The following is a 22,331-nucleotide window of genomic DNA, read 5'->3' on the forward strand; positions in this document are numbered from 1 at the left end:
TCCACTCAGGGCGAACGACTATAACCTTTTTTCGCTGGACCTCAGCCTTACTTTTATTGCTCCATTTGTATCGTTTCTGTTTTTTAAGCTCAATTTCAGCTTTGCTTCATTCGATTTTCAGGGAAAAGGCGCACAATCTCTCATAGTGAAGCAAGAGACGGAAGCGAAAGGGCGGCTGAGCCATGGCAGTAATAAAAAAACAGCGCATGGATGCAATATTAATGGTATGTATCCTCGTATCGGCATTTTTGAATGGATTTTTAATCTGGACAGATGACCATGTCAATACGTATTACACGACTACGGTCGCAAGTATGCTGCAAAGCTTCCACAATTTTTTCTTTGCAACCGTAGATTCTGGAGGCTTCGTAACCGTTGACAAGCCGCCGGTCACGTTCTGGGTGCAGACGGCTTTTGCCTATGTGCTGGGTCTGCATGGCTGGAGCGTGATTTTGCCCCAAGCGTTAGCAGGTATTGGCTCGACGATTTTGCTGTATGTGCTGCTCAAACCGTCCTTTGGCCTTGCGGCAGCACGGATCGGAGCAGCAGCGATGGCAACGATGCCGGTTGCGGTTGCCGTGAGCCGGACGAATAATATCGATAGCATGCTCGTTTTTACGCTGCTGCTTGCCGTATGGCTGTTATTCCGTGGAACGAAGCAGGGCAAGGCGATTTGGCTGATAGGCGCTTTTGCCGTCATAGGTGTTGGATTTAATATGAAAATGATGGAAGCCTACATGGTGCTTCCGGCGTTTTATTTATTTGCTTTAATGGCGTGGAAGGGCAAATGGTTTAAAAAAATCAGCCTGCTGGCAGGAGCGACCGCCCTTATGCTCGTGATTTCCTTGTCCTGGGCGGTAGCAGTTGATTCTATTTCCACAGATAGTCGTCCCTATGTGGGCAGCAGCCAGACAAACTCCGTGTTGGAGCTGGCTTTCGGGTATAACGGACTTTTAAGGCTGACTGGAAATCGCGGAGGCAGTACAGGCTCGATGATGGGGCAGCAGCAGCTTCCAGCGGTTGGAAATACAGATTTTGCCCAGACGAATATTGTAAATAGCTGGTTCAGCGGCGATGTGCCAGGCGGGAACCGCAGCATTGCGGCTATAGAGCAGGATGGGCAGGGGGCGAGCGTCGATGGTGGCAGCCGCCGTGGCGGAAGCAGCCAGGGCGCGGATAGCAATAACAATAATGGCGGCGGGACTGGTGGGCTCCCAGGAGGTGCCGGGGGAGATGCTGGAGCCGGCGGTTTTAACGGCGGTCCAGGTGGGGGAATGGACGGCATGGGTGGTCGCGGCGGCGGTGGCTCAGGCGGCATGTTTGGAACAGGAACAGCAGGGCCGCTTCGATTATTCCAAGCCGAGCTGTCCGGTCAAGCAAGCTGGTTTTTGCCTTTTGTATTTGTAGGCTGCGTGGGTTTGCTGGCTAGCATTCGCAGACGGAATATGACGATGAAGCATAAGGAGGCGTTGTTCTGGCTGGCGTGGCTGGTACCGGTTATGGCCTTTTTCAGCGTCGCAGGTTTTTTTCATCAATATTATTTAATTATGATGGGCCCCCCGATTGCCGCACTGCTTGGAGCAGGCTGGAGTGAGCTATGGAGACAATATCGCAGCAAAGCGGGCTGGGTAAGCTGGCTACTGCCGCTCGGTATTGCCGCAACAGCGGGGTTCGAATGGTATATTATGCATCCATTTGACGCGACAATTGGCAGCGGGTGGTCGCTTGCCGTGCTAGTTGGCGGAATGGCAGCAAGTTTGCTGCTCATTGGCTGGCGGATAGCGAAGCAGAAGCAGGCGAAGTCATTAATACGGCATAGTAGTGGTGGCACGGAAGGGGAAGAAGCAGGGGCAGATGCTGGCGCAGATAACGAGCTGTATGGCGGCAAGCTGCCGTATGAGCATGGCGGATATTTGACAGCGAATGCTGGCGTTCAAAACGGAAAGCATGCGGCGAGCCGCCAAAAAATTTGGCAGCAGCCAGCCGTGAACCTGATTGCGCTGCTCGGGCTGCTTGTGCTGTTCATTGGCCCGGCTTACTGGGCGGCGACGCCTATCGTATACGGGCAGAGCAGCCAGCTGCCGGAGGCAGGGCCTGATCAGACGAATGCCTCTTCCCGCGATGAGCCGCTCAATGAAGCAGCGCTTGCTTTTTTGAAGGCGCACAATACAGGCGAGAGGTACCTGTTTGCGACGAACAGCTATTCGACCGCAGCGCCGTATATTATCGATTCCGGTGAAAATGTCATTATACTCGGCGGTTATTCCGGCTCCGATCCCGTTCTGTCTGTAGACCGGCTGAAGGCGCTCGTGGCCGCAGGGGAATTGAAATATTTTCTCGTTTCGCAAGGCGGGCGCGGGGGCAGCAATAATAATGAGCTGACGCAGTGGATTACTTCCCATGGCAAGCAGGTTGAATCCAGCGAATGGCAGACGACAGCTGGAGGCGGGAATGCGGTGAATAACAGCGATACAGCTAGCAATAATAGTGGTGGCTTCAACAGCAGTAATTCTAGCGCTGGAATTGGCGGAAGTAGTAACGGATTTTTCACGAATCGAAATAGTGACAACAGCTTCCGCGGCTTTGGCGGAGGCGGCAGCAATATAACGATTTATGAGGTAACGCCGGAAGCTGCACTTTTGAGCGACAGCGAATAAGTATGGCTCTTATATTGAAATGGAGCCAACTGCTCCAGTTGAAAAAGCATAAAAGCCACGCAATACCACATGCCAGTGGTTTTGCGTGGCTTTTGCTATAGCTGCTGCTTGCTGGCCTATTATTCCGCCACTGCAAGCTTAATCCGAATGCTGGAAGGATCGGTTGCAAAAATAATGCCGTCTGACTCGTCAAGTGCTGCTCCCGCCTCACGCAGCCTGCTTATAGCTGTATCCCTTTCCGCTTGATTTGGATAGACGATGGTGAAGTAGTCCAGCCCAGTAGTATTGGCGGCTGGTGCAGGGGCGCCAATGCCGGCCCAAATGTTAAGCCCGATATGATGGTGGTAGCCTCCGGCTGAGACGAACAACGCTTTGAAATCGGTGTAGTCGCCTACGATATCAAAGCCGAGCAGCCCATTGTAAAAGGCGCGGGCAGCCGGAATGCCATTAATATGCAGATGAATATGCCCGATGATTGTGCTGGGCGGCAGTAGCGTAGCGGCAGCCGGATCGGCAGCGGCAAGAAGTCCGTCCCAATCGACGGGGTTGCTAGCCATAACGTAATCGCCATTGTCTTCTTTTTTCCACTCTGAGCGTGGTCTGTCTGCATAAATTTCAATGCCATTATTGTCAGGGTCCGTGATATACAGCGCTTCACTGACGAGGTGATCGGCTTGACCGATATGAATGCCGGAGGCGATTAGCCGGGCTAGTGCTGCGCCGAGCGCTTCACGATTAGGCAGCAGCAGGGCATAGTGGTAAAGGCCAGTCGTCGTTCTGCGTTCGGAGACGATGGCATTTGGAATCTCTTCCAGCTCAAGAAGTGTATGGACGCCGTCAGCCGTAAGGCGGGCAACGTTGTCTCGCTGCTCAAGCACCTGCAAGCCAACAACCTCTTGATAAAATGGCAGCGAACGTTTCAAATCGCTAATGTACAGCTTTACTGTCCCAAGTACAGTATCAGCATTTATGCTGTAGGTCATGTGCAATTCCTCCTGTGATAAGTTGATTACTAATTGTAACTAACTATATTTTATGAACTAACTTTTGTCAAGTTTAATGTCAATTTGAAACTCAATGTCAAATATGACGTATTATTGACTAATTGATGGTGAACTGTGGTTCTAATGTCATATATATGTTAGAGTAGTGATAAGGCCTCTTGAACAAAGAGGCCTTAATGATTAGAAGGAGGAAGAAAGCATGGCAATACGGCATGGATTAGAGCTTCATAAAACGCATACAGGAGGCGAAATTTATTATGAACCTTAGTGGTGGGGATCACAGAAGAACACGTTCCAGCAACCCTTTTTTGTATTTGTTTTTCAAATGGATTTCTTTAACCTCATCGGCAGTTATTGTACTGCTGTCCTTGTGGTGGCTCATTCAATTTTTGTTTCAAAGCACCGTAGCAGAAGAGCAATAAGCGGAAAAAAGGCCAGTACGTTTTGTCAGGCTGACCTGCGTGAGCATGTCTAACATTAGGAAAGTGATTGGCTGAACGTAAACGGCAGCTAATTCCAAATATATTAAAAGAGGTACAGCTAACGCTTCGAACCGTTAGCTGTACCTCTTTATTTTTTAATGAAATGTCTAGATTGGCGATATTACTTCAACAAGCCGGCGTGACGCAAGCCACCCCGAATGCCATTTTCACTCACATGAGTCGTTACGTAATCAGCGAAGGGCAGCAGCTCCGGATGGGAGTTGCCCATGGCGATGCCTAGTCCGACAGTTTCGAGCATTTCCTTGTCATTTAGTCCGTCACCGAAGGCAAGTGCTTCCTGCGTCGTCAGTCCCAAATGCTCCAGCAGCGCGGCAATGCCAAGCGCCTTGGAGCCATCATTCGTAAGCACGTCCATCGCGAACGGATGCCAGCGAATATAGCGCAAGCCTGGGATGACGTCTGTATACAGATGCTCATCCTGCGGCTCGCAGTGAAGAAAAATTTGATAAATGTCCGCTTTTTCCCAATAGCTTGGATCGAAGCCCGGCTGCGCCACGCGCAGTGATGTCACGGAATCGAACACCTGCGGATGCGCTTCAGCGTTGGAGAAAAATGCGTCATGGCCTTCAAAGACGAGGGAATGGTTATGAAGTCCGGCATGCTCAACAAGCGCCTTGACATCTGTGCGAGGAATGGGATTGTGGTATACGGGAACGCCATTGTACACGACGTAAGCGCCGTTCAGGCTGACGAAGGAGTTAATCGCAAGCTTCTCTGCAATATCCTTGAAAAAATAAGGCGCGCGTCCCGTTGCAATGACAGCCTCGACGCCCTGCTCCTGAATTTCACGAATCGCATCAATCGTATCTTGGGGAATTTGTTTTTCTTCATCTAATAATGTGCCATCAATATCAAAAAAAGCAATTTTATAACTCATCTTTTGTAGGTCTCCTGTTCTGTCTAGTTGATGTTGTAACTCGGCAGCCAAATGTTCTATACCCCTTATACCATTCGCTTCTGTCTTTAAGCAAGCTTATTTGAGGATTGTTTGCAAAAATCTCTGTAAGGGCATAGGTATATACTTCATTATATTATATAATCAAATGTGTGAAAAACTTATTGGGAAATGCGGACTGCCGCAATCCCAAATACAAGAACTAAGGAGACAGTAAAATGGCAAAAACATTTATTTTCGGGCATAAAAATCCGGATACGGATACAATCTGTTCTGCGATCGCATATGCTGATTTGAAGGCTAAGCTGGGCTTTGAGGTTGAAGCGGTTCGTTTGGGTGAAATTAGCGGAGAAACGCAATACGCGCTGACTCATTTCAAGGCTGAGGCGCCGCGTCTTGTAGAAACGGTAGCCAATGAAGTAGAGACCGTTATTCTTGTTGACCACAATGAGCGTCAGCAAAGCGCAGCAGATATCGACCAAGTTCGCGTGCTGGAAGTTATCGACCACCACCGTATTGCGAATTTTGAGACAAGCCACCCGCTATACTATCGCGCTGAGCCTGTAGGCTGCACAGCTACGATTTTGAATAAATTGTACAAAGAAAACGGCGTAGCTATCGAGCCGCAAATCGCAGGTCTAATGCTGTCCGCAATCATTTCCGACTCCTTGCTGTTCAAATCGCCAACTTGCACCGAGCAAGATGTAGCGGCTGCTAAGGAGCTTGCTGCTATCGCTGGGGTTGATACAGATGCATACGGTCTGGAAATGCTGAAAGCAGGAGCAGACGTGCGCGACAAATCGATCGCTCAGCTGCTTTCGCTGGATGCGAAAGAATTCCAAATGGGCAGCAGCAAAGTAGAAATCGCGCAAGTTAATGCGGTTGACACAAACGATGTACTGGTTCGCCAAGCGGATCTGGAAACAGCGATTAACGCTATTATTTCGGAAAAAGGCTTGGACCTGTTCCTATTCGTCGTAACTGACATTTTGAACAGTGATTCCGTAGCGCTTGCTATCGGCAGCGCAGCAGGCGCAGTTGAGAAAGCCTACAATGTAACGCTGGCTGACAACAAAGCCGTTCTGAAGGGCGTAGTATCCCGCAAATCGCAAATCGTTCCTGTATTGACAGAAACGCTTAGCAAATAAGTGTGAATGACGCATGGCCGCCCTCTGAATCAGCCTGATGCTGGAGAAGGGGCGGCCTTTTTTTATTTGGAGGAGCATTAGAAATACAAGGATAAGCAAAAACGTCCTGAACGAATTAGCGTTCAGGACGTTTTTGCTTATATAGGAGTTCAATTGTAGAATGCTATAGCTGCGTTGTAACGTGTTGAAAGGTTGGGCCTAGGATTTCAATACGCGTCGTGCTGTCACGTAGCGCTTATGCCAGTATGACTCGCCAAGGCTGCTGATCGTCACGCCCGTGCTCGTGGCGCTGTGCAAAATTTTGTTATTTCCCGCATAGATAGCTACATGGCTAATGCCTCTGCCGCTCGTATTAAAGAAAACAAGATCGCCTACACTAAGGTTTTCCTTAGTCACTTTGGCTCCAATGGATGCTTGGGAGGAGCTGCTGCGTGGCAGCGAAACGCCCATGGCATCGAATATGTATTGGGTAAAGGAAGAGCAGTCAAAAGCGTATGTAATGCCTGCTGGGGCTCCATATTTATAGGGGGTTCCGATAAACTCCTTGCCGGAGTCGATTAATTGTAGGGAAGTTTCAGTTGCGGCATGTGCCTGGTTGCCGGAAGCGAAGGTGAAGGCTGTCAAACCAATACTTGCGCATAAGCTCAATTTGATGACGGAGCGAAAAAAGTTTCTCTTAATCATTATGGTGTGATTCCTTTCGTTGTACGATTCGTTTTGGCTAAAAACACTATACCACACCGAAAAATGAGCCTTTTCTCATGATGAGAGCGCAAAGGAAGGGGAAATCATGTTGTTTGGTGTTTATGAGAAGTTAATGAGAATTTATTCATTTATGTTTGAAACGTAAATGGGGGGTGTATGGGGCGCTGCGCTGCGTGATGGGGTTGGGGCTCGATCGCCATTAGCCTTGGATTTCTATGCAGTTATTTCCACCCTATAGGTAGAAATCCAACGCTAAAAGCGAACGCTCCGCTTCCCCACCCCCCACTTAAAATTTCAAACCCTAAACCCGAATGGCAAAGATAAGAAAACACGAAGAGCAAAAACGTAAAAGCCAAAAGGCAAAACCCAAAGTCCAAACCCAAAAGCCAAAAGCCAAAAGCCAAAAGCCAAAAGCCAAAAGCCAAAACCCAAAACCCAAAACCCAAAACCGCTTCATACTCTCCGTTTTGGATTTCATTTATAAAAAAACAATTGACTTGGTGGACACAGGAGCCGCTATTTCAATAGAAATACCGGTTATGAGACAGGCAGCGGACTCAGAAGCAGCTAATGCGCTCTCCACACCCATTTTGAAGCGATATGAAGGGCGATAGCGGATCTCCTGTCCGCTTACGCCTGAATATCGCATTAAAAGCTAGAATAGCGGAATCTCAGTCCTCCAAACAAGGAGTAGGCACCCAAGCCGAGCGATATCAGCAACAATCGAACGAACGGTAAGGTTCTCAAATCTTGAATTGTCTGATGAGATTGGCCGCGAATAAACGCTAAGCAAGCTGGAGGCAAACTCTGTTTTGCCTACAAACTCTAGAAGCTTGAAAATGGGTTATTGACAGCCATTTAATGAGCGCTTTATAATTAGGTTGCCTATTATTTTAGTTATAAGATAATCATAAGGAAAATAATTAATGGGAAAATAATTGGTAGCCTACATGAAAGGGCAAAGAAATATAAATGAAAGGAGGGCTCCCTTTGGAACATAACGAAAACGACACAAGCAATAAGAGCAGCAAAGACAAGACGGACGACACAAGCAAAGAAAGCAATGCAACGGAACACAGCGAGAAAATTACAAATGAATTAATTCGTGTGTTTCGCAGCTTTCATCGGCTCAATTGGCGGCAGAAGCCGAATCCGGACGGCAAGTTTAGCGAAATGCAGGTGCTGATGTGCATCAAGCGCGGTTCTATGAAGGCGCAGGATAAGCCAGGGATGAAAATCTCGGTCATCAGCCGCTTGCTCCGGGTAACCTCTCCCACGATCACCCAACTGGTCAACGGGATGGAGACGAATGGACTCGTGCAGAGAAACGCTGATCCCGATGATCGGCGGGCTGTACGCATCTCGCTGACAGAGGAAGGGGAACGCATCGCGGAGAAGGTCATTGCCGATTTTATGAATCGAATGGCAGGACTGGCGCAATACTTGGGAGAGCGGGATTCGCATGAACTGGTTCGTATTTTATCCAAAGCATTTGAGTATTTTGATGAGCTGAATGAGTCTGAACAAACGGGGGATGAACAGCAATGTTAAGGTTATTTCGCTTTTTAAAGCCGTTTCGCTGGCTGATAGCCGCGGTGCTTGTGCTAGTATTTATTCAGTCGCTGTCGGATCTATATCTCCCCACGCTGATGGCGGACATCGTCGATGATGGCGTATCTAAAGGAGATACCCCGCTTATATGGAAAATTGGCTCCTTTATGCTGCTCATAGCGGCGGTCGGCGGCATTAGCTCTATCGGCGCCAGCTATTTTTCGGCAAAAGCTTCAGCGAGCTTCGGGCGCCTCGTGCGGGAGAAGGTGTTTGGACATGTGCAAAACTTCTCGCTGCAGGAGTTTGACAAAATCGGCACGGCCTCGCTCATTACGCGTACGACGAATGATATTACACAGGTGCAGCAAGTGTTGATGATGATGATGCGCATGATGGTAATGGCGCCGATGATGTGCATCGGGGGCATTATTATGGCCATTTCGAAAGATGCGAAGCTGTCGCTTGTGCTGGTTGTCGCATTGCCTGTTCTCGCTGGAGCGATATTGCTCGTCGTCCGCAAAGGTATTCCACTGTTTAAAATGATGCAGGTTCGTATGGATAAGCTCAACTTGGTGCTGCGCGAAGGACTGACCGGCATTCGGGTAATCCGCTCATTCGATCGGACAAATTATGAAAACAAGAAATTTGACGCTGCCAACAGCGATCTGACCGAAACGGCGATTAAAGTCAACAAAATTATGGCGGTAATGATGCCGCTTATGATGCTGGTCATGAATTTATCGACAGTGGCGATTATCGCAATTGGCGGGCTGCGTATCGAGAATGGCGATATGGAAGTCGGCTCACTAATGGCTTTTATCCAATATGCGATGCAAATTATGTTCTCGCTTCTAATGTTATCGATGATGCTCGTTATGATTCCGCGTGCTTCGGCATCGGCGGTGCGTATTAATGAAGTGCTGGACATGGTGCCGGATATTGCGGACAGCGCCAACGTCAAGAACACAGGCACGCGCAAAGGCTATATCGAGTTTCGCGATGTGACGTTCAGCTATCCGGGAGCCGAGCAGCCTGCTTTATCGAATATTTCGTTCAAGGCGGCACCTGGCGAGGTGACAGCTATTATTGGAGGAACAGGCTCTGGGAAGTCGACGCTCGTTAATTTGATTCCGCGCTTTTATGATACGGCGGGTGGCAGCATCATCATTGATGATGTGGATATTCGTGAGCTATCCCAGGAAACGCTGCGCGAAAAAATCGGCTTTGTGCCGCAGAAGGCCGTATTGTTCACCGGCACGATCGCGGATAATATCCGCTACGGCAAAGAAAATGCAACCGATGAGGAAATGGAGCATGCGGCAGAGGTGGCGCAGGCGGCCGAGTTTATCGGCACGATGAAGGAAGGATTTGGCGCCAGCGTATCGCAGGGAGGAAACAATCTTTCCGGCGGGCAGAAGCAGCGCCTATCCATTGCTCGTGCGCTCGTTCGCCAGCCAGAAATCTATGTGTTCGACGACAGCTTCTCGGCGCTCGACTTTAAGACGGATGCGAAGCTGCGTGCCGCCTTGCGTGAGGAAACGGTACATTCGACGGTATTGCTCGTTGCCCAGCGGGTGAGTACAGTGCTCGATGCTGACCGCATCATTGTGCTCGATGAAGGCGAGCTAGCCGGAATCGGGACGCATCAGGAGCTGATGGAGTCTTGTGATGTGTACCGGGAAATCGTATATTCACAGCTTTCGGAGGAGGAAATTGCATGAGTGAGCAGAAGCAGAATTCCCCGCAAAGGCCGAAAGGAATCGGCATGGGTCCTCCAGGAATGGGCATGATGATGCCCCCTCAGAAGGCGAAGGATTTCAAGGGCACCTTGAAACGGCTGGCTGCCTACTTGAAGCCGCATCGCACGAAGCTTGCGCTTGTGCTGCTGACCGCGATTTTAAGTACCGTATTCAGCATCGTCAGCCCGAAAATGATGGGGCAAGCTACAACGAAGCTTTACGAGGGAGTAATGGGAATAGCCCAAGGCGTTCCGGGTGCCCGTATTGATTTTGATGCGATTAACACGATTCTGCTGACGCTTGTTGTGCTGTATTTGATCAGCGCCGCATTTGGCTTCATTCAGCAGTATTTAATGGCTGGCGTCGCCCAGAAAACCGTCTATGATTTGCGCAAGGATGTAAATAATAAATTTGCACGCCTGCCGCTGAAGTTTTTCGATTCGCGCTCTAACGGCGAGGTGCTGAGCCGGGTCGTCAATGATGTGGACAATATTAGCAATACGCTTCAGCAAAGCTTGACGCAGCTCATAACGTCATTCATTACCCTCGTCGGCGTCATCGTTATGATGCTGACCATCAGCCCGCTTTTGACGCTGATCGTTTTCTTGACGATTCCTGCGAGCTTACTTGCAACGAAGGCGATTGCCAAGCGTTCGCAAAAATATTTTGCCGGCCAGCAGGCTGAGCTTGGACGCTTGAACGGACATGTCGAGGAAATGTACACGGGGCATAAAATTGTCAAAGCATTCGGACATGAGCGCAAATCGCTGGATGAATTTAATGAAATGAACGAGAAGCTGTATGATTCTGGCTGGCGCGCACAATTTGTGTCCGGCATCATTATGCCGATTATGAGCTTCATTAGCAATATCGGCTATGTGCTCGTATGCGTCATCGGCGGCTTGCTCGTCACGAGAAATGCGATTAAAATCGGCGATATTTTGGCATTTATCCAATATACAAGACAGTTCACGATGCCGATTACGCAGCTGGCCAACATTGCGAATATTATTCAATCTACAATCGCCTCCGCAGAGCGGGTATTCGAGCTGCTTGATGAAGAGGATGAGGTGATCGAGGCGAAAAATGCCAAAGCGATCAGCAAGCCGTCTGGCGCCGTTCGCTTCGAGCAGGTAGATTTTGGCTATAAAGCCGATGAGCCGCTAATTAGCGGGATGAATATTGATGTGTTGCCTGGCCAGACCGTCGCCATAGTCGGTCCGACCGGAGCGGGCAAGACGACGATGATTAATTTGCTAATGCGCTTCTATGAGCTGAATGGCGGTCGTATTACGATTGACGGCGAGGACATTACAGCGCTCCAGCGCAGAAGCTTGCGCCGAATGTTCGGCATGGTGCTGCAGGATACATGGCTGTTCAATGGCAGCATTCGCGACAATATCGCTTATGGGCGGGAGGATGCTACGGAGGAAGAGGTTTATCAAGCGGCTAGAGCAGCGCATGCGGATCATTTCATTCGGACGCTGCCAGATGGCTATGACACGATATTGAACGAGGAAGCATCAAACATTTCCCAAGGGCAGAAGCAGCTGCTGACCATTGCCCGGGCCATTTTAGCTGATCCATCGATTCTGATCCTTGATGAAGCGACGAGCAGCGTTGATACGCGTACAGAAATTATTATCCAACGAGCGATGGGCGAGCTGATGAAAAATCGAACCAGCTTCGTCATTGCCCACCGCTTGTCGACGATTCGCGGCGCTGATCTGATTTTGGTCATGAACAATGGCTCTATTATTGAGCAGGGAAGACACGAAGCGCTGCTGGAGCAGGGCGGTTTTTATGCCGATCTGTATAACAGCCAGTTCACAGGCAAACGGACAATTAGCGAAGTTGTATAAGGCTTTAACCAGAAAGCTTCTCCATCCGAGCGAGGATGGGGGAGCTTTTTTTTGCTGCCACGCTTTCGTGCGAATAGTAGGGAAACGCCCATTCACCAGTTTGTAGCGAGCAATTACGTAAGCGTTTACGTCTACCCGATTTATTTTTCAAAAGAGGGTTGATAAATGCGGTTGGATTGTTTATTATGAAGTTAAATTAATGTTATCAATAAATGATTTATATTTTTATTAATCCATGTGGGAGGCAATAACGATGAGCAATCAAATTACAATTAACGCAGACATTGCTAAAGGTACGATTAACCGCAACATATATGGACATTTCTCCGAGCATTTGGGACGCTGTATTTATGAAGGCTTCTGGGTTGGCGAGGATTCGGTCATTCCAAATACGAAAGGCATTCGCAACGATGTTGTGGAAGCGCTCAAAAAATTGAATATTCCGGTGCTGCGCTGGCCGGGCGGCTGTTTTGCCGATGAATATCACTGGAAGGACGGCATTGGCCCAAGCGAAGAGCGCAAGCGCATGATCAATACCCATTGGGGCGGCGTAGTCGAAAATAACCATTTTGGCACACATGAGTTTTTGCTGCTTTGCGAACAGCTCGGCTGCGAGCCTTATATTTCCGGCAATGTAGGCAGCGGCACAGTACAGGAAATGTCCGAGTGGGTTGAATACATAACCTTCGACGGCGTATCGCCAATGGCGGAGCTGCGTGAGAAAAACGGCCGCGAGAAGCCGTGGAAGCTGAAATATTTTGGCGTCGGCAATGAGAACTGGGGCTGTGGCGGCAATATGCGTCCAGAATATTATGCGGATCTGTACCGCCGCTACCAGACTTACGTTCGCAATTATGGCGACAATGAAATTTACCGCATTGCCTGCGGCCCGAACGTCGACGATTACAAGTGGATGGAAGTGCTGATGCGCGAAGCAGCTAACAAAATGGACGGCATCAGCCTGCACTATTACACCGTTCCGAAGGAATGGCAGGACAAGGGAGCAGCTACCGGCTTCCCTGAGGATGAATGGGCGATTACGCTGAGAAAAGCGCTGTGGATGGAAGAGCTTATTACGAAGCATTCGGCGATTATGGATCAATATGATCCTGAGAAGCGCGTTGGCTTGATCGTCGATGAGTGGGGCACATGGTTCAATACAGAACCGGGCACGAACCCAGGCTTCCTGTACCAGCAAAACTCGATTCGCGATGCGCTCGTAGCTGGCCTTACGCTGCATATTTTCCACGATCATTGCGACCGTGTGCAAATGGCGAACATTGCCCAAATCGTCAATGTGCTGCAATCGGTTATTTTGACAGAAGGGGAAAAAATGCTGCTGACGCCAACCTATCATATTTTTGATATGTTTAAGGTGCATCAGGATGCTGAGCTTCTGGATACGCATACGACTAGCGCCCGTTACGAGCATGGCGACGAGAAGCTGCCGCAAATTTCAGTATCGGCTTCCAAAGCGGCAGATGGCAAAATCCATATCAGCTTATGTAATCTGGATCATAGTGCCGAAGCAGACGTATCCATTGCGCTGCGCGGCTTGGGACAAGGCCAGAAAACGATCAAGGGCACAGTGCTAGCAGGCGCGGCCATTGACTCGCATAATACGTTTGAGCAGCCAAATGCAGTAGAACCTGCCGCTTTTACAAGCTTTACATGGGATGGAGAAAAGGTATCGGCTAAGCTTCCAGCGATGTCGGTTACGGTGCTTGAGCTGATCGAGCAATAATAAAGGGATGAATAGAACGCAATGGAGGCGGACGGCATGAAGACGGGCATGGACAGGAGCGCAAGAAGCTGCAAAGGCTGTGATGACAGCTATACCGTCACAGAAGCGCAGATCCAGCGGATTTTGGCTGCGCCGATGTTTCAGTCGTCCGAACGCTGCGTGGACGATGAGGTGTATGCAGCGCGCCTTCGGGAATGCGGCAGCTGTCCGAAGCTGATGAGCGGGACGACATGCATCGTTTGCGGATGTATTGTGCAAATCTCCGCCAAATATAAAGAAAAAAGCTGTCCGAACCCAAATGATGTCAGGTGGCGCTCTGTTGCAAGCCATTGACGACAGCCGTTTACGCTTGAATGCAAACAGAGCTTGCCAGGAGGAATGAGTAGATGAAGGCGCCATTATTCAGAGATCCAATCTTTGACGGAGCGGCAGATCCGGTCGTTATTTATAATCGCGAGCAGCAGGAATGGTGGATCATTTATACGAATCGCCGTGCTACGGTGGAAGGTCCGGGTTTTGCATGGGTGCATGGCACAGATTTAGGCGTTGCCTCGTCCGCAGATGGCGGCCGCAGCTGGAATTACCGGGGAACGCTGACGGGGCTGGATATTGAATGGGGACGAAATACATTTTGGGCCCCGGAAATCATTTGGCATAATGGGCTTTACCATATGTACGTCAGCTATATTCAAGGCGTGCCCGATGATTGGGCGGGCCATAAGCGGGAGATTTTTCATTATACAAGTGCTAATTTGCTCGACTGGACGTTTGTTTCTAATGTACGGCTTAGCTCGGATCGGGTCATTGATGCCTGCATTTATGAGCTTCCGGATGGACGCTTCCGCATGTGGTATAAGGATGAGGCGCTGGGCTCGTTCACCTATGCCGCAGACAGCAGCGATTTGTATAACTGGAAAGTGGTTGGTCCTGTCATTACGGAGCGGGGCCATGAGGGGCCGAATGTATTTCGGCTGCAAGGCTCATATTGGATGATTGTCGATGAATGGCGGGGACAAGGCGTCTTCCGTTCGGATGATTTGGAACGCTGGGAGCGCAACAACTTGATCTTGAATGAGCCAGGCCAGCGTGAGGATGACGGGACCATTGGCTTGCATGCCGATGTCGTTGTCCAAGGCGAGCAGGCGTATATATTCTATTTCACCCATCCCGATAGACGCGGCGATTGGGAGGTGCCTGGTCAGGTGCCGGGGTATCTCACGCGGCGCAGCTCCATTCAAGTTGCCAAGCTTGAGGTGAAGGATGGCAAGCTGGTCTGTGACCGCGATGCGGAGTTTGAACTGGTGCTGGAAGCGGAAGCGCAATAGTGTCATACGATCGAAACTTGCTAGATAGCTGCGGCCTTTAGCCAGACTAAAATAACAGCACCCCGCATCTTCCTCAGCTGATGAGGCGGAAACGGGGTGCTGTTTTATTTAGGTTATATATTTTGAAAGCTGCTTTGAATCATTTAGGTCAAAATAAGCACGCCGTAAGGTTCCAGCATGACTGAGCCTTGAAGCGTATCCCCGCTTATAAGGTCGGTGCGCGGCTCGCTGAGATTGAGCTCGGCAGCTTCCTCCGCATAGTTGAGGAGGAAGTAGAGCGGCCCAGCCTCGCCCTCGCGAATAGTCAGCTCCACCTGCTCCGGCAGTGTGAGCCAATTGGCAACTGGCGATGACAAGCCGAGCATGCCGATCACGTTGCGTGCCGCCGCCTCATTGAATACAGCGCCGTAATACCAAGCAAAGCCAGCTCCAACGACATTGCGGGTAACGGCGGGCTTGCCTGCATAATAATCGGAGGCATATTCGCCAATGATCTCGACGGTATCGCTTTCGATTGCGAGTACATCATTGAACAGATCCGCGGTAGTTGCTTCACCGCCTCCTTGCTTCCATTCGATCGTTGACGGCTTGCGCGTACCTTTAATTTGCGTAAACTCCTCGACGGAAATGCCGACAAGGCGTGCGGCGGCGCCAGGGAATGGGCGCATGTAGCAGTGGCCGCGCTCATCCTTGTAGCCGGTGCGGCAGCCGAATATAATGGTGCCGCCGCTAGCCACATATTGCTCCAGCAAAGCAGCTGTTTCATCCCGCATAATGGCCGGATGCGGATAGACGAGCACGCGGTAGCGCTGCAGGTCAGCAAGCGTTGTACCGCTTCGCATGTAAAGGACATCATTTGGAATATGCTGGCGCTGCAGCGCTTTGAACCATTCCTTGCTGCTTTTCCAGGAAAAAGGCCCGTGCCAAATATCATATTCGCCATCCCACTCATTGTCATAATCGCGTACGAGGGCAACCTCTGCCCGGTTGCGCGAACCGACAATGTGCGGCCCGGCCTTGGCGAGCTCAGCGCCGATTTGCGCTGCTTCACGAAGACGGCGGTTCGGGCCATTATGGTAGTCGTTCAGTCCATGCCAATAGATTTCATTGCCAAAGGCTGCCGTTCTCCAGCGGAAATAAACGACCATATCTGCGCCATGAGCAATGGATTGGTACGTCCACAGGCGCATTTGACCCGGCTTCGGCGAAGGCATATCCATGCGGTTCACCCAGCCGCCTGGTCCAGCCTGCTGCTCCATAATGCAGAAATTCGGCGAAATGGAGCGAGTTGTAGACAGCGTCAGGCTCCAGCCGCGATCGAGCAGCGGGTTATCTTCATTTTTGTCATAGTTAATGGTGGAAAATTGCGGGTAGGAGTCGTAGCTGAAAAAGTCCAGCAGCTCGTCCGTCATCCGGTGGCTGTCGAGATGGCCGAACAAGCCATTCGTCGTTACCCACTGCTTGGGCGCTGCCTCGCGCAGCACCTTGGCCTGCACCTCGGCGTAAGAAATAGTGCTGTCGGAAATAAACCGCTTCTCATCCAGCGCCTGATGCGGATTCGGCTGTCTTGGCGCCGCTGTCGGACGCGGAAGAAAGACTTGCTCCCAAGCGGAATACGTCTGATTCCAAAAGACAGCGCCCCAAGCTTCATTCAGCTTGTCGAGCGTAACGTATTTGCGCTGCAGCCACTCTCGAAAAGCCAGATGATCCGCTTCCGAATAAAATTCGGAAATTTCACAATTGAATTCATTGTCGATTTGCCAGCCAACGACGGCCGGATGATCACAGTAATGCTCCGCCATTTGGCGAGCAATGCGAGCGCTCAGCTCCCGATATTTGGGACTGTTATAGTTGGTGTGGCGGCGCAGACCATGCTGAAGCGTGACCCCATCAAAGGTTACGTTGAGCACCTCGGGATACTTGAACGTCAGCCATGCAGGCGGCGTTGCTGTAGGGGTGCCGATAATGACCTTCAGCCCATGCTTATGAGCCAGGTCAATGACTTTGTCAAACAGGTCAAATTGGAATACGCCTTCCTCGGGCTCGAACACCGACCAGGCAAATTCGGCTACCCGAATGATCGAGAGCCCCATTTCCTTCATCCGGCGAAGATCATCATCCCATAGCTCCTCAGGCCATTGCTCAGGGTAATAGCAGACGCCAAGGGCAAACTCATTTATTGGGTTTACGTGTGTCATTAAAGTTATACCTCCATAGAAATAATAATAAATTGCTATCTATCGGTTATTTTATTATTGTAGAATCAGTATTTCAGTGCGTATATACTATTATATTGTGATCGATATGAAAATATTGCGCTCTTTGGCGAAAAGGAGCTAATCGATGCGTACCTACTATCAATTGCCCGAGCCGGCTGCCGGGCATTATGTCTGTTATCCGGATTCAGTCGGCCGATATAATGATTTTCCCCAGCATAACGAGCGGCGGGCCGCAGGGGCCATAACTGCCTATAATTTGCATATTGTCTGCTCTGGAAGCGGCTATGTCATGAAGGAGGGGCAGCGCGTCAGCCTAAAGGCGGGGGAGGGCTTCTTATATCCTCGGGGAGCTTACCAGCATTATGGAACCGATCCCGAGCAGCCATGGGATGTGCGCTGGATTCATTTTATGGTGCCGATGGAGCTTTTGCTGCTGCGGGCAGCGGATGCTTCCAGCGTGTGGCTGTTTGCCGTTTCGCAAGCTTCGCTTGCGCGTTTTGTGGAGCTGACAGAGGAGATGTACATGTTGTGCGGCAGCTTCGAGACGCGGCATGAACCGCGGATGTCAGCGCTTCTATATGAGCTGCTGGCGGAGCTTGCCCATAATTCGGAGCGCCTGGAGCACGATGCGCTGCCGCTCATCACCAAAAATGCGATTCGCGAAGCGGCAGATCTTATACGCGGCACGAGTGGACAAGCGTGGACGCTGCCGGAGATGGCAGCGCTGTGCGGCTACAGCCCGTATTATTTTTTGCGGCTATTTCGGCAGGTAATGGGGCGTACGCCGCAGCAATATTTGACCGCCTGCCGTATTGCCGCCGCCAAAAGCCTGCTAGTTGCGACCAGGCTGCCTGTCAGCGAAATCGCCAGCCGAACGGGATTTTCGCAATCCAGCTACTTCATTCGCGTATTTCGCAAAGCGGAAAACGTCTCCCCGAAAGCTTACCGCGAAATGTATAGCTAGCCTGCCGAGCTGATCTTGCCTTTCCCCGCGAATGCTGGATAATTATTCATCCTTGTGGACAAAATGGATAACGGCAGCAAGCCGACATTTTAAGCGCAAAGCGGGTGAAGCAACATGCAGCAGGGACAGCCATCGATAAGCGCAAGGCAGCTAGCTATCCTCGTTATTTATTTTATCATGGGCGATATGCAGTTGTTTTTACCCTCTCTTACGGCCGAATTCGCAGAAGAAGCCGCCTGGCTGTCCGGGTTAATAGGCCTGCCCATCGGACTTGGCATGGCTTGGTTTATATACAGCCTCAGCAAACATTTTCCGGATATGACGCTCATCGAAATGAATAATCAGGCTTTTGGCAAACTAGCCGGAAGCCTTGTTTCGCTGCTTTTTTTGGCGATGATGTTCAACACCTCGATTACCCAAATCAGGGAGATCGGTGATTTTGTCACCACACAAATATTGATTGAGACGCCAAATATCATGATCTGCCTTCTGATGATTTTTCCATTAGCGATCGCGATACATGGGGGCATTCGAGCGGTCGGTCGAGCGGGCGAAACGATATTTCCCTTATTTGTATTGGTGTTTGTACTGCTCCTGCTGTTGCTCCTGCCGAGTTTGAAGCCTACTGAACTTTTGCCTATCTGGGGTGCGGGCGCTTCCGGCATTATGAAGGGCTCATTATTTTTTGTAGGTTTTCCTTTTTGCGAGCTATTCGCTTTTTTGATGATTTTTCCGAATGTTGTTCAAAGCAAACACCGTGCCCGTGACTATATGCTGGGGGTTTTGATAGGCGGACTAGCGATTTGGGTTATGGTTTTGCTGTGCTTGCTAGTACTTGGTACTTACATTACCCAACATTCTTTCTATTCCCCGTACATTATGTCGAAAAAAATCAACATCGGCAACTTCGTTCAGCGGATGGAGGCGATTTTTGCAATCAGCTTCATTATTACCGCCTATTTTCGCAGTTTAATCTACGGTTATGCTTTCGTTCTCGGCGTATCGCGGTTGTTCAAGCTTCGAGATTTTCGAATATTAACGGTTCCCTTCGCATTTATGGCGTTGGGTTATTCTTATATGGTGACGCCAGGAATAGTGTTTCTTAATACGTTAGCCGTACCCTGGGTGTTCTGGATTTTGACGTATTCGCCGGGGCTGCTGCTGCTTGGCTGGGGACTTGCAAAACTGCGGGGCAAGCTGCCAATGAAGGAGACGGCCGAATAGCCGGCAACAGCAAAAATCCATTTATGGATAATTCAACATCTTGCTGGACAAAATGGATTACGGCTATATTTCAAACGCAAAGCGGGTGATACGAAGTGCAGCGCGAACAACAAACGATTAGCGTGAGGCAGCTAGCCATCCTCGTTATATTTTTCATTATTGGCGATATGCAGCTATATCTGCCTCCCTTGACAGCTGCTTTTGCAAAACAATCAGCCTGGATGTCGGGGTTAATTGGCGTGCCATTTGGTGTTGGAGCTGCTTGGTTTATTTTCAGAATCAGCAAACGGTTTCCAGGGAAAACCCTAATCGATATTAATAATCAAGCATTTGGAAAAATAGCCGGTGGACTTCTATCCCTCGTATTTCTCGTAATGATGTTTAATACTTCGATTACTCAGGTTCGGGAAATCGCGGATTTTGTAACGACGCAAATGATGACGGAGACGCCGCAGCTAGTCATTTGCCTGCTGCTGGTTTTGCCGATTACGCTTGCCATTCGCGGTGGGATCACGACGATTGCTCGACTGGGCGAGGTGGTCTTCCCGCTTTTTTCCGCTTTGTTTATTTTGCTCATTATTTTGCTTATCCCAAAAATAGATTTTACTCAACTGCTGCCGATCGAGGTAACGGGATTTCCGGGCATCGTGAAGGGGGCGCTTTTTTTTATCGCATTTCCTTTTTGCGAAATGTTCGCATTCCTGATGATTTTCGATAGCGTGGAGGAAAGCGAACACGCTGCCCGTGATTATTTGCTGGCTGCTCTTGCTGCAGGTATAGCCATTTGGGTAATTATTGTGCTGTGTATATGCGTTCTGGGGGTATTCGCTACTGAACATACCGTCTATTCGCCCTATGTGATGGCTAAGAAAATCAATATCGGCGACTTTGTGCAGCGTCTGGAAGCGGTGCTGGCGATTGATTATATCATTTCCACTTATTTTCGATGCATCATATATGGCTATGCTTTTGTACGGGGGCTGCAGCAGCTGTTTAAGCTTCAGGACCATCGTTTTATGATGCGTCCATTTGGGTTTCTTATTGTCGGCTATGCTTATTTTTTGGCACCGGGCATCGTTGCTTTTGTACAATTCGATGTGGCGTGGCTGTTCTGGGTGTTTACTTACTCGCCGGGGCTGCTGCTGCTAAGTTATATAGCCGCCCGATTGAGACAGGGCTGGAGCAAGAAAGGAGAGGGCTAGCGTGAAGGGATTTCCAATTATAAGGAATAATTGGAAGTCCTCTTGGACAATATATGCAATTATGTGCAGCTTGGGGAGGTGGTTTGTAGATGAACGCTTCTGTGGATAAGCGGCTGGATCGGAAATTAATGAGCAATCTCTCGTTCATCAGAGCCAGCTTTGGCAACAGCCAGGATCTCGTGATTAAAGAAATGAATAATGACAATGGCTTGCAAGCGGCGCTTGTTTATATGGATGGATTAACGGATTCCACTGTGATTCATCATGTTATATTGGATTATTTTATGTCTGAGGAGCAAACGGCGAGCCGCAAAAGCGGCAATAGGCTGTTATATTTGAAAAATGCGGTGCTCGCGGTCGGTGAAACCGTTACGATCAGCGAATGGGACCCGTTATTTTATCAACTGCTGTCCGGCTGGGCTGTTCTGTTATTGGCAGACAGTCCAGATGCGATTTGTGTAGCCGCCGAGGGCTGGAAGGATCGCAATGTCAGCGAGCCTACCTCCCAGGTTGTCGTTAGGGGTCCAATGGAAGCTTTTACTGAAAATATTGCTACCAATAGAGCGCTCATTCGGCGGAAGATCAAGGACCCGCAGCTGTGGACAGAAGGCATGGAAATTGGCAAGATTACAAAAACCTCCGTATCGATTATGTATCTGCGCAATGTAGCGGATGAGAAGATCGTGGAGGAAGTGAGAAAGCGGCTTGGTGAAATCAATATCGACGGTATTCTGGAGAGTGGCTATATTGAGGAGCTGATTCAGGATACTGCACTGACGCCCTTTGCTACGATCTACAATACGGAACGGCCTGATACGATTGCAGCCGGTCTTCTGGAAGGCCGAGTTGCGATTTTGGTAGATGGTACGCCCTTTGTGCTGCTGGTTCCGGCGCTGTTTATTCAATTTTTCCAATCAGCGGAAGATTATTATCAACGGGCGGACATCAGTACTCTGCTGAGGATTCTGCGGTTTATTGCTTTTATGATTACGCTGCTTGCTCCGTCGCTTTATATCGCCATAACGACCTTTCATCAAGAAATGCTTCCGACGAGCCTGCTTATTAATTTGGCGGCTCAGCGTGAGGGAGTGCCTTTTCCAGCCTTTATTGAAGCGCTTGCGATGGAGCTCACATTCGAAATTTTGCGGGAAGCTGGCGTGCGAATGCCGAAAACCGTTGGTCAAGCGGTCTCGATCGTCGGTACGCTCGTTATTGGACAAGCCGCTGTAGACGCGGGCATCGTCTCGGCGGCGATGGTCATTATCGTATCGATTACGGCGATATCGAGCTTTGTCATTCCGGCTACGAGCATGTCGATATCGGTACGGATGATTCGTTTCGTCTTAATGGGGCTTGCCGCTTCCTTTGGTCTATTCGGCATTTTGCTGGGCTATATTTTGCTCGTTCTGCATTTGAATAGTCTGCAATCGTTCGGCATTCCCTATATGCAGTCGTTTTCCCCATTCATATGGAGCAATCAGAAGGATACGCTGTTTCGGCTGCCCTGGACGAAAATGCGAACGCGCGCTGTTGCAACCGCAGAGAAAAATTTGGTTCGGCAAAGACCGAGGAACAAACAGAAAATTTAG

Annotated in this window: 18 protein-coding genes; 14 read left to right on the forward strand and 4 right to left on the reverse strand. The window is 49.7% G+C overall.

Going from position 1 to position 22,331, the window contains the following annotated elements:
- Nucleotides 1-182 precede the first annotated feature (182 nt).
- Nucleotides 183-2,657 carry a glycosyltransferase family 39 protein gene (locus tag AC50Y5_RS02490; protein ID WP_494858236.1) on the forward strand — a complete coding sequence of 825 codons (2,475 nt, stop codon included), beginning with the start codon at nucleotides 183-185 and terminating at the stop codon, nucleotides 2,655-2,657.
- A gap of 119 nt (nucleotides 2,658-2,776) precedes the next feature.
- On the opposite strand, the gene AC50Y5_RS02495 is transcribed toward AC50Y5_RS02490, so the two are convergent.
- Nucleotides 2,777-3,640 carry a VOC family protein gene (locus tag AC50Y5_RS02495; protein WP_494858238.1) on the reverse strand — a complete coding sequence of 288 codons (864 nt, stop codon included), beginning with the start codon at nucleotides 3,638-3,640 and terminating at the stop codon, nucleotides 2,777-2,779.
- A gap of 278 nt (nucleotides 3,641-3,918) precedes the next feature.
- On the opposite strand from AC50Y5_RS02495, the gene AC50Y5_RS02500 reads away from it, so the two are divergent.
- Nucleotides 3,919-4,083 carry a hypothetical protein gene (locus AC50Y5_RS02500; protein WP_155972754.1) on the forward strand — a complete coding sequence of 55 codons (165 nt, stop codon included), beginning with the start codon at nucleotides 3,919-3,921 and terminating at the stop codon, nucleotides 4,081-4,083.
- A gap of 181 nt (nucleotides 4,084-4,264) precedes the next feature.
- Here AC50Y5_RS02500 and AC50Y5_RS02505 read toward each other — a convergent pair whose 3' ends face one another.
- A complete protein-coding gene (locus AC50Y5_RS02505) occupies nucleotides 4,265-5,041 on the reverse strand; it encodes a Cof-type HAD-IIB family hydrolase (protein ID WP_494858240.1) in 777 nt (258 codons plus the stop codon).
- 236 nt (nucleotides 5,042-5,277) lie between these two features.
- On the opposite strand from AC50Y5_RS02505, the gene AC50Y5_RS02510 reads away from it, so the two are divergent.
- Entirely contained in the window at nucleotides 5,278-6,207 is a 930-nt protein-coding gene (locus tag AC50Y5_RS02510) for a manganese-dependent inorganic pyrophosphatase (RefSeq protein WP_494858242.1), read from the forward strand.
- Nucleotides 6,208-6,405: 198 nt separating this feature from the next.
- Here AC50Y5_RS02510 and AC50Y5_RS02515 read toward each other — a convergent pair whose 3' ends face one another.
- The gene (locus AC50Y5_RS02515; RefSeq protein WP_056029637.1) at nucleotides 6,406-6,891 is read right to left on the reverse strand and encodes a C40 family peptidase; all 486 of its coding nucleotides are present in this window, start codon (nucleotides 6,889-6,891) and stop codon (nucleotides 6,406-6,408) included.
- Nucleotides 6,892-7,223: 332 nt separating this feature from the next.
- Between AC50Y5_RS02515 and AC50Y5_RS02520 the strand changes: the two genes are divergently transcribed.
- The 7 genes from AC50Y5_RS02520 (at nucleotide 7,224) to AC50Y5_RS02550 (ending at nucleotide 15,133) form a co-directional block, all read left to right on the forward strand.
- Entirely contained in the window at nucleotides 7,224-7,526 is a 303-nt protein-coding gene (locus AC50Y5_RS02520; protein WP_494858244.1) for a hypothetical protein, read from the forward strand.
- 376 nt (nucleotides 7,527-7,902) lie between these two features.
- Nucleotides 7,903-8,463 carry a MarR family winged helix-turn-helix transcriptional regulator gene (locus tag AC50Y5_RS02525; protein ID WP_235533033.1) on the forward strand — a complete coding sequence of 187 codons (561 nt, stop codon included), beginning with the start codon at nucleotides 7,903-7,905 and terminating at the stop codon, nucleotides 8,461-8,463.
- Nucleotides 8,457-10,184 carry an ABC transporter ATP-binding protein gene (locus AC50Y5_RS02530; protein WP_494858246.1) on the forward strand — a complete coding sequence of 576 codons (1,728 nt, stop codon included), beginning with the start codon at nucleotides 8,457-8,459 and terminating at the stop codon, nucleotides 10,182-10,184. Before AC50Y5_RS02525 ends, AC50Y5_RS02530 begins: the two co-directional genes overlap by 7 nt.
- Nucleotides 10,181-12,064: an ABC transporter ATP-binding protein gene (locus AC50Y5_RS02535; RefSeq protein ID WP_494858248.1), complete on the forward strand. Its 1,884-nt coding sequence runs from the start codon at nucleotides 10,181-10,183 to the stop codon at nucleotides 12,062-12,064. The genes AC50Y5_RS02530 and AC50Y5_RS02535 overlap by 4 nt, the downstream gene beginning before the upstream one ends.
- Before the next feature lie 253 nt (nucleotides 12,065-12,317).
- Complete coding sequence (locus AC50Y5_RS02540; RefSeq protein ID WP_494858250.1) at nucleotides 12,318-13,808, forward strand: alpha-N-arabinofuranosidase; 1,491 nt, start codon at nucleotides 12,318-12,320, stop codon at nucleotides 13,806-13,808.
- Between the two features lie 36 nt (nucleotides 13,809-13,844).
- The gene (locus AC50Y5_RS02545) at nucleotides 13,845-14,141 is read left to right on the forward strand and encodes a hypothetical protein (RefSeq protein WP_231594156.1); all 297 of its coding nucleotides are present in this window, start codon (nucleotides 13,845-13,847) and stop codon (nucleotides 14,139-14,141) included.
- 53 nt (nucleotides 14,142-14,194) lie between these two features.
- On the forward strand, nucleotides 14,195-15,133 hold the full coding sequence (locus AC50Y5_RS02550) for a glycoside hydrolase family protein (RefSeq protein ID WP_056029625.1): 939 nt from the start codon (nucleotides 14,195-14,197) through the stop codon (nucleotides 15,131-15,133).
- A gap of 143 nt (nucleotides 15,134-15,276) precedes the next feature.
- Here AC50Y5_RS02550 and AC50Y5_RS02555 read toward each other — a convergent pair whose 3' ends face one another.
- A complete protein-coding gene (locus AC50Y5_RS02555; protein WP_494858253.1) occupies nucleotides 15,277-17,331 on the reverse strand; it encodes a beta-galactosidase in 2,055 nt (684 codons plus the stop codon).
- Between the two features lie 145 nt (nucleotides 17,332-17,476).
- Here AC50Y5_RS02555 and AC50Y5_RS02560 point away from each other — a divergent pair, with 145 nt between their 5' ends.
- From AC50Y5_RS02560 to AC50Y5_RS02575, 4 genes are all read left to right on the forward strand, one after another.
- Nucleotides 17,477-18,316 (forward strand): AraC family transcriptional regulator, encoded by an 840-nt coding sequence (locus AC50Y5_RS02560; RefSeq protein WP_494858255.1) that lies wholly within the window; start codon nucleotides 17,477-17,479, stop codon nucleotides 18,314-18,316.
- 114 nt (nucleotides 18,317-18,430) lie between these two features.
- Nucleotides 18,431-19,540 carry a GerAB/ArcD/ProY family transporter gene (locus AC50Y5_RS02565; protein ID WP_494858257.1) on the forward strand — a complete coding sequence of 370 codons (1,110 nt, stop codon included), beginning with the start codon at nucleotides 18,431-18,433 and terminating at the stop codon, nucleotides 19,538-19,540.
- Between the two features lie 95 nt (nucleotides 19,541-19,635).
- Nucleotides 19,636-20,742 carry a GerAB/ArcD/ProY family transporter gene (locus AC50Y5_RS02570; RefSeq protein ID WP_056029613.1) on the forward strand — a complete coding sequence of 369 codons (1,107 nt, stop codon included), beginning with the start codon at nucleotides 19,636-19,638 and terminating at the stop codon, nucleotides 20,740-20,742.
- 89 nt (nucleotides 20,743-20,831) lie between these two features.
- Complete coding sequence (locus tag AC50Y5_RS02575) at nucleotides 20,832-22,331, forward strand: spore germination protein (RefSeq protein ID WP_046230013.1); 1,500 nt, start codon at nucleotides 20,832-20,834, stop codon at nucleotides 22,329-22,331.

It is taken from the genome of Paenibacillus sp. JT22N7, from assembly GCF_059383875.1.